Source organism: Mesorhizobium sp. WSM1386 (assembly GCF_055901595.1).
In genome coordinates this window covers 6,068,117-6,080,885 of sequence record NZ_CM148373.1, presented here as the reverse complement: position 1 = coordinate 6,080,885, position 12,769 = coordinate 6,068,117, and the positions used below count along the sequence as shown (strand labels likewise).

Here is a 12,769-nt window from a genome sequence, read left to right as displayed (position 1 = left end):
ATAGACAGTCGCATCGCCCTCTACCTGGCGTCTGTCGACCTTGCGCATTGTGAGCGGAAATATGAGATGAACAAAGTTCACGTTCAATTGAGAACGGCCTCGACGATGGCAACAAAGTCATCGAGCGAGCGATCCCCGCGAATCTCGATGCGCGGAAGGTCGATGGGATCGCTATTAAGGTCCGCCGGCCCGTGTCTGGCGCCGAAGCCGATCCGATAGCCGGACTCCTTGGCCAGCCTGCCGAGCCGTCGATCGGTGACAGAGAAGGGTGCCGCGAAGGCCGTGGTTGGCCGGCCGGTCCACCGTTCGACGAACATACGAGACCGCAGCAGCTCGGCGGCCAATTCAGAGCTCGACAGACCATCGATGGCGCGATGCGTCGCCAGGTGGCTTCCGAAGAACGCACCTTCGGCGGCGAGACGGCGCACCGTTCCCGCATCCATAAGCGGTGTCGGCGGACCGCTGAGAGCGTCCCACTTTGCATTTTCACCCACCAGGTCCGTGACCAGGAACACTTCCGCGGTCAGGTCGTGCGCACGCAAGATCGGCCAGGCATGGTCGGCAAAGTTCTGGAATCCGTCATCGAAGGTGATGAGCACCGGGCGGCCAGCGAAAGGCTGACGGTTGGCGATGGACCCTTCAAGTTGCTCGGACATGATCGCGTGAAAGCCATTTGCGCGCAACCATGCCATCTGGCTTGCGAATGCAGCGGGCGTGAGCCGGAAACGGGCGAGCGCGGCCGGACCTTCATCGGCGACGCTGTGATACATGAGGACAGGGATACGTTGCCGCCGCTCGCTACGAACGACGTCGCGGCGCAAGACCCGCGCCCCGCCCCAGACGATATTGCGCGCGACCCCGATACCGATGGGTGCACGGACCGGCACATGATCAATCACCGGCTCCGTCGCCATGTGGTCCGGCGACAGGCGGCGGAAGCGATCTATGCGATAGAGTTCGGTCTGGATCGATTGCGCAAGGACGAGGCCTTCGGTCTCTGACAGGGTTTTCGAGATCGTTTGGGCACCGAATGTGTTCCAGTCGAAGCCCGTCCTTTCAATATTGTCGCGTAGCACGAATGCGTGTGCGTTGATGAAACTCCCGCCGGGCGCCAGTGCCTCGACGAATTTTTTGGCGATGCGCCGCAATCCGGCGAGATCATCCAGGTAGTAGAGCACTTCCGAACAGACGATCAGATCCATCTCACTGGGCAGCGTGTCCGCAAAAAAATCCAGTACGCCGAACTCGACATTCGGTTGGTCGATGCAGCGCGCGCGCGCCCGCTCGATGGCTACGGCGGAAATGTCGGTGGCAGTCAAATGGCCCACTCGGGGCGCCAATTGGCGCGTGAAATGGCCTTCCGCACAGGCCAGCTCAAGCGCCCGTCCGATGGGACCGGCCGGCAGAATTTCGAGCTGCCGCTCATATTTTTCCTGTTCGTAGGGCGAGCTGTAGTTCCAGGGATCTTCTGTCGCGAAATACCGATTCCAGAACGACGTACGATCCTTGTTGTGGCCACTCGACGCCGGTGCACGGCGCGGCGCCGGATGCGGCTGCGTTGCTTCGGCGCTTGACCGAACCAGTTCCCGCGCTTCCGACATCAATTGCGCGAGTTTGCCGAAGTGGCTGTCCGGATCAGGCTGCTGTTCCGCTGTGGTCGACAGTGCCTCGGCTGCCAGCGTGCTTGATGTGTCGGCACCGTCGTCCTTTTGTGGTAGGAAATTCAGGATCAGTTCAATCCAATGGCGCCTTGTCACTTTCCCGAGTACGCCGAACTGTACGATAGCCCCGATCTGCCCATCCATCATCAGGTAGGCATAGATTTGATCGATTCCTTCCGGAAGCTCGGTCGAGGTTGGATTTCGAGCGTCGACGCGAATTCCGAAGGTGCGCGCCAGCCTGCGGGGAGCGGCAAGATCGTCGGCATCGAGCAGCATTTGCTCGAGATGATACTGTAGGCGACGACCCGCAACCGGGTCGCCCCAGACCTTGCCGAGTTCGATGATCAACTCGCTGATGGCGCCGCCAAACATGTCCCAGCGGGCAGCCATATGGGCTGGCACCGATAGGCTGAGGCCGTCGAAGGTCACCTTGGCGATCTCGCGCGCCCACTTACGCCTTGCCGGGAGCGCGCGCAGGGATTGCGGGTTGATCGAGCCGCCGCCGCTGCCGCAATCCGACGCAGCGTTCCACAGGGCGAACCACGCCAGTGCTTCGGAAGCGGTGCGGCCGCCCGCCGAGATCGCCCCATTGGCATGCGCCGGCGCTGGGTGCTTGACCCTGGGGTCGGTGGCAAAGCCGCGGGCGATAATGATTTCCGCGTCTGCCAGCGTCTGCCTCGAATTGCGGGTGAGCGCGTTGGGGCTGGTTCGATAGAAGGCGAGCGGCTCGTCGACCATCACCCAATTTTTGCCCAGACGCGCGACGCGCTGCCACAGATCCCAGCCCTCGCAGGTGGAAAGAGACACATCAAAACCGCCCAACTCCACAACTGTCGCGCGATCGACCAGCAGCGCGTGAGTGGCGATGGCACATCGGCGGGCGAACGTTTCGAAGGGCTGGCTTGCGACCTCGGGCTCGATGCTCGCCGGGGTGAGCGCTCCATTGGGCATGACGCGCCGCGAACCGCAATAAGCGGCCACTGCATCGGGAGCGGTTTTTAGTGCGGCCAGCATTTTCGTAAGGAAGCTGCCATCCACCCAGTCGTCGGCGTCCAGGAACATCAACCAGCGGCCACGCGCCGTCGAAATCCCGTTGTTGCGTGCGCCGGCGGGGCTTTTCGCGCAAGAACTCAAGGTCCGAAATCGGGCATCCTGTTCCACATAAGCGGCGATGATCGCGGGGGTGCGGTCCGTGGAGGCGTCGTCGACGATGATCACCTCCCAATCCGTGGTTTCCTGATCGAGAAGGCAATCGAGTGCGCGCGTCAGCGTTACCTCCGCGTTGTGCGCAGGAACTACGATCGAGACCAATGGATTATACGCCACGTTGTCTCACCCGCGCCGGTTCGTAACAGGTAGAACAAGCTGCGTTGATCTTTGTCGGCGCAGGCCGGCACGATCGATGCCGATCCATTCGAGCCCAACGTCGACCACGACTATACCCAGTATCCGGCAGGTCTGCCGGTGAATGCCGGCATGCATTGCGCCGCTGTTTTGCTCGACATTGAACATCGGTACCACACCCTTGCGGTAGCATTATTGTGGGTCATTGAGCTTTCGTTTTCTTCTGCAAGAGTTGGCGAATGTCGAAACCCGATACCGGCATCGGATGACAGCACTGCCCTGTCAAGATCGGGGCCAATCAGGGTAGCAAAAAAAGACCTGAAGACAGGCTTGAATGGCAAGCGCTCATGCCCAAGCCTTAGTGCTGCGCCGCCCGGCAACAAAAGATGGTCGCGGGCGAACACGCGAGGGCAAGCCGATCCTGATCGAACTGATCGGAACCGCAGTCGAGCGCCGCAGTTGCTGATGATGGGTCCAAGGCACTCGATCTCGATGCCGCAGTGCTCGACGACGGCCGCCAATTTTCGCACATGATTCCGCAAAAGGGCCTGTTCGCTGGTAGATTGTCGAGCTCGAGCAGCATGTCAAATTTACGCGTGAACCCGCTTAGGCGGAAAAGATTCCGGCTTGCGAGCCGGGTGTTTTGCTGACATCTTTACTAGTTGCTAAATTAGCACGGTGTTAGCTGTTTAAATGAAGGGTATACGGATGGCCAAGGAATCTTCGAGTACCGCTTCTCCGACAAATAAAGCGGACGGAAATCTGACAAGTAATGCAGACGCAAACGGGCTCGCCTTCATGGCGGGCCAGGCTCGCGAGAGCGGGACCCCCGGCGATGCTGTAGGTGTCGACAAGATACGTGATCTGCTGTTCGGCAACCAGATGCAGGACTATGATCGCCGCTTTTCCAAGCTTGAAGAACGGGTCTTGCAGCGCTTCAAGGATGTCGAATCCGAGGCCAAGCGCAATCTTGAAATGTACGAGTCAAACGCGAAAAAGCAGGTCGACTCGCTTGCGGCGCAATTGCGGAACGAAAAAGACGCGCGAGCCGACGCCGACAAGGAGATTGACCGGAATCTTCGCGAGCAAAATCAAGCGCTTGAAAAGCAGGTGCGCGCGTTGTCGGATCAAGTGAACGAGCTTGAGCGCGAAATTGCCGACCGGATAAATCGAAACGATCATTTGCTGCGTGAGGAAATCAAGCAAAAGAATGAAGGCATTCAGATGCTGATGGAGAAAATGTTTTCCGATCTCGGCAACGTCAAGACCGACCGAAATCTTTTGGCCGGCCTGTTTGTCGAGGTTGCAAAATGTCTGAATCAGGATCCCGTCGGCAGCAAGAACAACTCGGACCGTAGCTGGAAAGTGAGTTGATCGGATTTGACGTCGACCGTCGACCCAATCAGCCTTCCGCAAAGAACAGCCTCGAACGATACAGAGATTGATCGCGAGGCTCTGGCCCGTCTTTTGATCGAAATTGCTCGGAACGTTGATCCGGACTACCGTGCGCGTCTCGGAGGAGTTCCAACCGCCGATCCTCGCATGGAAACGCTGCGCCAGTTGCTGGTCAGCCGCGAAATTTCAGAGCTTTCACGAGTTACGCATCTGCTCGACGAACCGGAGCAGCTTGCCGCAGCAGTGGGCGACGTGCTTCCCAATGCAGCCGCACGAGCGCCTCATGCGCAACTCGGTGAGGCGCTTGCGCCGGCTGTCGAAAGGGCTGTGCAACGGTCGATCCAGAAGAGCCCGCGCACGCTGACGGATATATTATACCCTGTGTTTCTTCCAGCAATTCGCAAGTCAATCGGGGAAAAGATCGACCAGACTTTTCAGTCGCTGAATGAAACTTTAAGGCATATATTTACCTGGCATGGCCTCAAGTGGAGACTTGAATCTTGGAGAACTGGAGCCAGCTTTTCGGAAGTTGTGCTGAAGCATTCTCTTTTATATCGTGTTGAACATGTCTTTCTGATTAACCGCACTTCTGGGCTCTTGATAGCGCATGTAGCTGCCGACAATGCGACGAGCGAAGATCCTCAACTGATCTCTTCTATGCTGAGCGCAATCCAAGACTTTGTGAAGGACTCATTCAACGAGAAGGAGCAGAGCGGCCTGGACACTATTCGTTTTGGCGACCTTCGTCTCTGGTCAGAAGTAGGACCGTTCGCGACCCTGGTTTCGGTGATCCGAGGAAACCCCCCAGAAGGATTGCATGACATAGTTCGCGACGTGTTGCTCCGTGTCCATGAGGAATACTCGCAGGCTTTAATGGAGTTTGACGGCGACGGGTCGCAGTTGGCCGGCATAGAGGCGCAGTTGCAGGCCTGCGTCGAGCTGAAGCAGGAGGAATCAAACCAGGGATTTCCGTGGCTGGTGGTGGGCCTGGGCCTGCTGCTGTTGGTTCTGGCAGGCGGTTGGTTCTTTCTTTCATGGCAATCCGGGCAGCGCTGGCAGGCTTATGTGTCGCGACTGGAGAGCCAGCCGGGCATCATCGTTGCCGAACAAAACATACGCGATGGCCAATTCTATATTGCCGGCCTGAGAGACCCGCTTGCCGCCGACCCGCAAGCCCTGCTGTCGGGAACGCAGGTCGATCCCGGCAGGGTCCATTCGCAGTGGCAATTCTATCAGAGCCTTGAACCGGAGTTCGTGTTGAAGCGGCTGACGGCGTCGCTGGCTCCGCCGGAGTCAGTACGGCTTGCCATCGTCGATGGGCGCATCGTTGCCGAGGGTGAGGCTCCCGACACTTGGATAGATCGGGCGCGCGCCGCGGCCCGACAGCTTTCAGTAGGCGGACCGGAATTCGACATCTCCAAGGTTCGTGATGTGAGCCCCGAAGCACGCGCGGCAGAGCGCTGGCAAGCCTATGTGTCGCGACTGGAGAGCCAGCCGGGCATCATCGTTGCCGAACAAAAGATACGCGATGGCCAATTCTATATTGCCGGCCTGAGAGACCCGCTTGCCGCCGACCCGCAAGCCCTGCTGTCGGGAACGCAGGTTGATCCTGCCCGCGTTCACTCACAGTGGCAATTCTTTCAGAGCCTTGATCCAAAGTTCGTGGTGAAGCGGCTGACGGCGTTGCTGTATCCGCTGAAATTGGTTCGGCTTTCGATCGTCGATAATCGCATTGTTGCCGAGGGTGAGGCTCCCGACACTTGGATAGATCGGGCGCGCGCCGCGGCCCGACAGCTTTCAGTAGGCGGACCGGAATTCGACATCTCCAAGGTTCGTGATGTGAGCCCAGAAGCACGCGAGGCGGAGCACTGGCAGTATTATGTGTCGCGACTTGAGGCCCAATCGGGAATCATCGTCGCTCAGCAAACGGTTAGGGGCGGCCAATTCTACATTTCCGGCCTGAGAGACCCGCTTGCCGCCGACCCGCAAGCTCTGCTGTCCGGAACGCAGATTGATCCTGCCCGCGTTCACTCACAGTGGCAATTCTTTCAGAGCCTCGATCCAAAGTTCGTGGTGAAGCGGCTGACGGCGTCGCTGTCCCCGCCGAAATCGGTTCAGCTTTCGATCATCCAAGGTCGCATCCTAGTCGTGGGGGAGGCTCCTGTCGGTTGGATCAACCGGGCGCAGGCCGCTGCCGAACAGCTTTCGGCGGACGGAGTGGTTCTGGATGTCTCGCAACTGCGCGAGTTGAACCTCGAAGAACTTAATTATTTGAGAGAGGCCATCCAGACGACTGATATTTTCTTCTCTTCCGGCAAAGTTGTGCCGGGACCAGAGCAACTGCCGGTTCTCGACAGGCTGGCGGATCAAATCAAGGAATTCGCCCAAAATGCCCGCAAGTCAGGCGTAGCAGCGCGTTTCATGTTGACCGGGCATTCGGACGCCACAGGCCGTGAGACGGCCAACGCGTCGATCAGTGCAGCCCGCGCCGAGACCGTTCGCGCGCTTCTCAACAAACGCGGCGTCGCTCCGGAACTGCTGCTGGTTCGGGGCGCGGGCACTTTTGAGCCGCTGGTGCCTGAAAACAGTCAAGCCGGGAGCTCCACCAATCGCCGGGTTTCGATTACGGTAAACCTGGACTAGGGGAGCCCAAGATGGTGCAAAAAAAGATCTGCATGCTGGGCGGGTTCGCTGTCGGAAAGACGAGCCTGGTTCGCAGGTTTGTGCAAAGCATCTTTTCAGAAACCTACCTGACCACGGTGGGAGTGAAAATCGACAAGAAGAATGTCGCACTCCCGGATAAAACCGTCGATCTGATTTTGTGGGACTTGGCCGGCGAAGACGACATCGGCTCATTCCGCGTCAGTTATGTTCGAGGTGCAACCGGGCTTGTGCTAGTCGTCGATGGGACCCGCGCTGCGACGCTTGCCGTGGCGCTCACGCTGCGCGAACGCGCAGAGGCCGAATTCGGCGCAATGCCGTTCGTAGTGCTGATCAACAAATCCGACCTGGCCGAACGGTGGGCAATATCGGAGAGTGATATCAACGAACTCAGGCAGCGTGGATGGCAAATCTATCTGACGAGTGCGCTCTCGGGTGAGAATGTCGATGATGCATTTCGTCAACTTGCTTTGATGGTAACCAAGTAGATCATGCATGGATTGCCAAAAGAAGTCAGCAGTTGGATTTTCAACTTCTTCTACAATGGGAACTCCGTCGCTTATCTGAAAATCGACACTCAGCTTTGCGTGGCTGCGAAGGGCGGTAATGTTGAGCATTACGGGCTCTCATCGCTTCGCATTGGCGAGCCCGTTGCCGAGCAGCTTGAATTCATGGAAGGTTTGCTGCCTTGCCCGGAGCTTCCGTTTCACATTGCCATGGTCGAACTGCCCAGCGGGCGTGTCGCTGACCTTCATTTTTTTGCTGACAATGCCTGCGTGTGGCTGCTCTTTCTTGACGCCACTGCCGAACGCGACAATAGGCAGCGGCTTCAACAAAAGGCTTATGAAATGACCCTCCTGCAAGAGAGGGAGCGTCAACTCAACAAGGAATTACAATCGACGAACGAGGCGTTGAGGAAGAGCCAGGAAGGATTGACGCGTGAATACCATCGCGCCGAAACCCTGCTCCTCAACATACTTCCGGCGTCGATCGCGGAGCGGCTGAAGGCGCACAAAAAAATTGCTGACAACCACGCAGAAGTGAGTGTGCTTTTTGCCGACATAGTCGGTTTTACAGAACGAGCGCGGAGCGTCGGAGCCGTAACGACACTCGCAATTTTAAATTACTTCTTCAAGACGGCGGATCGGCTCTCGGAACGATACGGCTGCGAAAAGATCAAGACAATCGGCGATTGTGTGATGGTGGTCGCTGGCCTGCCCACCGCGCGAGCCGATCATGCGAAGGCACTCGCGCGCTATGCACTTGAGCTGCGTAAGGCGGTCAAGCGCGAACGCTTCGCAGGAGAACCGCTGAGACTCAGAATTGGAATTCACTCAGGGCCAATCGTCGCCGGCGTCATAGGCAAGAGGCGGTTCGCCTATGATTTGTGGGGCGAGACGGTTAATCTCGCCTCGCGTATTCAAACCTCCGCGGAGCCCGATGAAATCCGCATTTCGGATGCAACTCGCCAAATGCTTGGGCCAAATTTTGCTTGCGACCCACTCGAGGAAACGGAATTGCGTGGTACAGGTCGTGTGAGAATGTGGCGGCTCCCGGCCTGATTGCCGCGCAGCAGTGCCGATCCTGGGCTCATTCATCTCAAGCCCCAAGCTGTAACGCGAAGTTTGACCCGATGGTGACCGCCGACGGTCTATTGGGCGACTTGGGACACGGCTGACATCAGCTCTTGCGGGTTTGGCGCCCCAAACATGTATCGCCCACCTTCTGGCACCTCCGTGAAGCTCCAGCGGACGATCCCCTGCCGGTCCAGCAGGAACTGACCGACCAGTTGTCCATGTCCCGTTGCGATCATCTGCTCGTCGGCTTCGGTAAGCTCGTAGTGGTCCTTCTTGTCGAGGATTGCGGCGGCTGTCATAGGATCCATGGGACCGGGCAATTCGCCAGGTATGTCGACCCGCATATCCTGTGCCGCTGCCATCGCGACCTTGTACGGCCAGTTCGTCTCGTTCTCGGTGAATTGGAGATTAGGCAGCCCAAAAGCACGATGTGAAGCGCGTTCCGGGTCCGAGGCCGCAAGCAGGTTCGGCATCGGGTGGTAGCGGAAATAGAGACGCGCCCGTTCGATCGGCGTGTTGACCACCGTCAGGCTCTCCACGCCCCTTTCGCGCAGCTCCGGGTCAAGCCGCGCCTGGGCGGCGATGTGGCGCCGGCAAAACGCACAATGCAAACCTCGAAACAGGCCGACCAGCACCGGTTTTTGCCCGCGAAAGTCGTCAAGCGCAATCTTGCCTTCCTGGGTAATGGCGTCGAGTACCAGGTTCGGCGCCCGGTCGCCCGGTTGAAGCGGTAGCAATTCACTAGGCGCGGACATGTCCAACCCCCTATCCCGGCTAGTCGAGAAAAGGCAGCACCACAAGCGCTTCCGGGTCGAGCCCGTGCTGGGCGCATATACCCTGCGCCAGGGAAAAGTAGCGTTCGGCCTCCGCCAGATTGTCGAGGTCGAGATTAAGCGTTGCTAGACCATCATAGCACGGAAACAGCAGTTGGGGCTCGCCCGTTTCGCGGGCGACGTCCAGTGCTTCGTGGAACAAGCCGACGGCCAGTTCCGGATGGCCGTTGCACTGGTGAATCTGCCCAAGCACGATCAACGGCACCGCCAGGTGCTCGCGCTGGTCGAGTGCCCGGTCGATCTCGATGGCCTTTTCGGCAGCAGGCACGCCCTCCGTTGGACAGCGATCGGTGAAAGTACAACAAGCCACCGCCAGATTGGCGAGGAGGCGCGCCTGGAAGCCCAAATCCCCAATATGGCGCGCGACTTCAAGACCGCGTCGACAGACCTCCATCGCCCGTGCGGGATCGATGGTCGTGTAAAGCACACCTAGATTGGTATAGCCGCGACAGGCCGTGCCCAGCAGACCGGCGGCTTCGGCCAATTCAATGCTATGCTCGACCTGACGCACGGCTTCACAGTTTCGCCCAAGGCGAGCCAGCGCGACAGCCTTCGTATTAAGTGCCTCGGCGGTTACGAGAGTGGCACCGCGCCCCACCTCGGAAACATGCTCTGCTGTCAGAGTGCGTACGCAATCCAACGCCGCGTCTGCCCATTTTGCCGCGAGATCGTGATCTCCGCTACGGAACGCTTGTCGGCCACGTTCTTGCCAGAGATGCGCCTGCTCGACCGGAGCATCCGCTCCATCGAGGAGCGCTGCCGCTTCAGCGTAGCGGAATTCTGCTTTGTCCCGCTTGCCGACGTCCCAGAGCAGCCGACCGATTTTACGCAGAACGCGGGCAGAGGCTACGCGATCAGCCGACTCACGGTATGCCTGCAAGGCCGCCTCGTAGTGGTGGTGCGCGATCTCGCGGCGGCCCGCCGAGCCGCTCAAATCGGCAATGCGCTCGGTAATTGTAAGTTTGAGCGGTGTTTGCCCGGTCGCCTCCAACGCAGTCAATGCTCGCTCGTAGAAACGAAGGGCGTCGTCGTTGGCGTATATCATGCGGGCGCGATCGCCGGCCGCCTGCAGGTAGTGCGCGCCCTTCTCCCGCTCGGCGCTTTGTGCGAACTGGTGACCGAGCACGGTCAAGTCCTCGAGCCGTTCCGGATTATCGCCGCACAGTTGCTCCAAGGCAGCACCTATCCGCCCGTGGATTTCGGTCCGGCGTTGCCGGAGCAGATTCTGGTAGATCACGTCCTGCAGCAAGGTTTGCGTAAAGCGGTAGCTTTGCGACGAGACAGAGCCTGATCCGGCAACTTCCTCGATGATTTCCGCATCGCAAAGCAGTTCGCAGCCGGCTTCTAGCCAGGCGGGGTCGGCTGTCACGGTCCTCAGAAGGGTGGCATCGAAGCGCGGCCCGATTACCGCGGCTTCCTGGGCCAACCGGCGCACTTCTTGTGGCAGCCGGTCGAAGCGAGTGAGCAACATTGCCTGGACTGTGGCGGGAATGTCGGTTGCGACTTCGCCTGCTACGGTCCGCCATCGCTGCCCCTCGCGCACCAGTACACCGCGATCAACAAGGCCGCGAACAATCTCCTCGACAAAAAGAGGGTTGCCACCCGCTCGGTCGAGGATCTGATCGACGAGCCCTGTTGCGGAGCTTACCCAGCTCTCGCCGAAAAGCGCCGCCAGCAGGCTGCGTCCTTCATCGCTGTTGAGCGGTGAAAGCCTGAGCGCCGTGTGACTGACCCGACTTGAGTCGAGCTGGCCGCTCTCCGGTGCCGAGCGATGCGTGACTAGCACCATTAACCGCGTGCGTTCCAACCTGTCCATCACGAAACGTAGTGCCTCGAGCGAAACGGCGTCGGCCCAGTGCAGGTCTTCGACGACAATCAACAGCGGCGACAACGCAAGCCGCCGTTCGATGATGGTGCGGACCGCGTAGAAAATTTGCCGCCGGAGCTGCTCGGGTTCGACATGCTGCAAGGTGGCATCCGGGTCGCCAAGCCCAACCACATGGTAGAGCAAAGGCATCAGCCGCTTCGCCTCCTCGCCCTGCAGGCCGAGATCGGCAAGCAAGCCTGAAAGCTTCCCCCGCATATCGTCCCCATCGTCGTTTTGCATCATCCCGGCAGCACTGCGCACCACTGCGCCCAAGGCGCCAAATGATTGTTCGCCCAGTGGTGAGCACGTGGTCTGTCGCACGGCGACGTTGCGAAAACGGTCCTCGTCGCCGACACGGGCGACGAACTCCTTCACCAGCCGCGATTTCCCGATACCGGCTTCTCCGACGAGGCGGACAAGTTGGGCCGTGCCGCCGCACGCCCGGTCAAGGCTCGCCAGCATTCTGTCGAGCTCCGCAGCACGACCTATCATCGGCGCGCTGAGGCCGAGCGCCTCGAGCCCACGCGCTGCACGCGGCACCGCAAGCGGTGCATCCAATCGATGGACGAGCACACTGCCAGCCTTGCCGCGAAGCACGACATCACCCATCGACTCGTAAGAGAAGGCATGCCGGGTCAGCCTGTGAGTGAGTTCGCCTACCAGCACTTCACCCGGTGCGGCCAGCGATTGCAGGCGTTGTGCTGTATTCACGGTGTCGCCGGTCACCGAATAGGATTTGGCGGTGCCGATGCCTAATCGTCCAGTAACGACGGGGCCAGTGTTTATGCCAATATGAAGTAATAGAGGCGAGCCGGAGTGAGAGGTGCTTTCGCCGAGCCGCGCCGTCCGGGCGATCATGTCGAGAGCGGCGCGAAGCGCACGCTCCGGATCGTCCTCATGCGCGACCGGTGCACCGAATAAAGCGAGCAGTGCATCGCCGATGAATTTGTCGACGAAACCACCAAAATTTCGCACCGCCGCCGTCAATTCCTTGAACAGCTCGTTCTGCAGGGTTTGCATGACCTCGGGGTCGAGCTGCTCGCTGAGTGTCGTGAAGCCGCAAAGGTCGGCAAAGAGGACGGTTACCGTCCGGCGATCGGCGTCAGAGATGGGCTGCAGCCGTTCGTCGTTATCAATGTTCGGAAGCAGCGACGGAGTTCGAGAGGGCGGCACAATGGTTCGGCTTGGTGTCGGAGCAAGCCGTTCGACGGCTTTTGCGGGCACACCGACACTTGCCCCACATTTCGGACAGAACCCGAAATCAGATGCGCAGGGATAACCGCAACTGGCGCATGGCACGGGCTGGCGCTTGCCACACCTCGGACAGAAAGCGTAACCGCCCTCAACCTCGAAACCGCAGCCTGCGCAGTCCATCGAGCCAGACCTCACTAGGGGCCGTGACGGCGTGTTCTCCCTACGCATTTCCCGGCC

The 12,769-nt window shown here is 59.4% G+C and carries 8 protein-coding genes; 5 read left to right on the top strand and 3 right to left on the bottom strand.

From position 1 onward, the window contains the following. Positions 1-83 precede the first annotated feature (83 nt). Complete coding sequence (locus AC0NIH_RS29710) at positions 84-2,987, bottom strand: glycosyltransferase (protein ID WP_473468436.1); 2,904 nt, start codon at positions 2,985-2,987, stop codon at positions 84-86. A 51-nt stretch (positions 2,988-3,038) separates the two neighbouring features. On the opposite strand from AC0NIH_RS29710, the gene AC0NIH_RS29705 reads away from it, so the two are divergent. The 5 genes from AC0NIH_RS29705 to AC0NIH_RS29685 all read left to right on the top strand — a co-directional run bounded on the left by AC0NIH_RS29705 (position 3,039) and on the right by AC0NIH_RS29685 (position 8,623). Beyond that, the gene (locus AC0NIH_RS29705; RefSeq protein WP_473468438.1) at positions 3,039-3,539 is read left to right on the top strand and encodes a hypothetical protein; all 501 of its coding nucleotides are present in this window, start codon (positions 3,039-3,041) and stop codon (positions 3,537-3,539) included. Between the two features lie 174 nt (positions 3,540-3,713). Continuing rightward, positions 3,714-4,379 carry a DUF3450 domain-containing protein gene (locus tag AC0NIH_RS29700; protein WP_473468440.1) on the top strand — a complete coding sequence of 222 codons (666 nt, stop codon included), beginning with the start codon at positions 3,714-3,716 and terminating at the stop codon, positions 4,377-4,379. Positions 4,380-4,385: 6 nt separating this feature from the next. Then, positions 4,386-7,043, top strand: coding sequence for an OmpA family protein (locus AC0NIH_RS29695; RefSeq protein ID WP_474025093.1), 2,658 nt, complete (start codon positions 4,386-4,388; stop codon positions 7,041-7,043). A gap of 11 nt (positions 7,044-7,054) precedes the next feature. Next, complete coding sequence (locus AC0NIH_RS29690) at positions 7,055-7,549, top strand: Rab family GTPase (RefSeq protein ID WP_473468444.1); 495 nt, start codon at positions 7,055-7,057, stop codon at positions 7,547-7,549. A 3-nt stretch (positions 7,550-7,552) separates the two neighbouring features. After that, positions 7,553-8,623, top strand: a complete 1,071-nt coding sequence (locus tag AC0NIH_RS29685) for an adenylate/guanylate cyclase domain-containing protein (RefSeq protein ID WP_287275813.1) — start codon at positions 7,553-7,555, stop codon at positions 8,621-8,623. Positions 8,624-8,712: 89 nt separating this feature from the next. Here AC0NIH_RS29685 and AC0NIH_RS29680 read toward each other — a convergent pair whose 3' ends face one another. Next, on the bottom strand, positions 8,713-9,393 hold the full coding sequence (locus AC0NIH_RS29680; RefSeq protein ID WP_023767405.1) for a redoxin domain-containing protein: 681 nt from the start codon (positions 9,391-9,393) through the stop codon (positions 8,713-8,715). Between the two features lie 19 nt (positions 9,394-9,412). Continuing rightward, positions 9,413-12,712: an ATP-binding protein gene (locus tag AC0NIH_RS29675; RefSeq protein ID WP_031258072.1), complete on the bottom strand. Its 3,300-nt coding sequence runs from the start codon at positions 12,710-12,712 to the stop codon at positions 9,413-9,415. Between the last annotated feature and the right edge of the window lie 57 nt (positions 12,713-12,769).

Coding starts and splice junctions, on each gene's coding strand:
- AC0NIH_RS29700 (WP_473468440.1), top strand. CDS start 3,714: ATGGCCAAGGAATCTTCGAGTACCGCTTCTCCGACAAATAAAGCGGAC.
- AC0NIH_RS29690 (WP_473468444.1), top strand. CDS start 7,055: ATGGTGCAAAAAAAGATCTGCATGCTGGGCGGGTTCGCTGTCGGAAAG.
- AC0NIH_RS29685 (WP_287275813.1), top strand. CDS start 7,553: ATGCATGGATTGCCAAAAGAAGTCAGCAGTTGGATTTTCAACTTCTTC.
- AC0NIH_RS29680 (WP_023767405.1), bottom strand. CDS start 9,393: ATGTCCGCGCCTAGTGAATTGCTACCGCTTCAACCGGGCGACCGGGCG.
- AC0NIH_RS29675 (WP_031258072.1), bottom strand. CDS start 12,712: ATGGACTGCGCAGGCTGCGGTTTCGAGGTTGAGGGCGGTTACGCTTTC.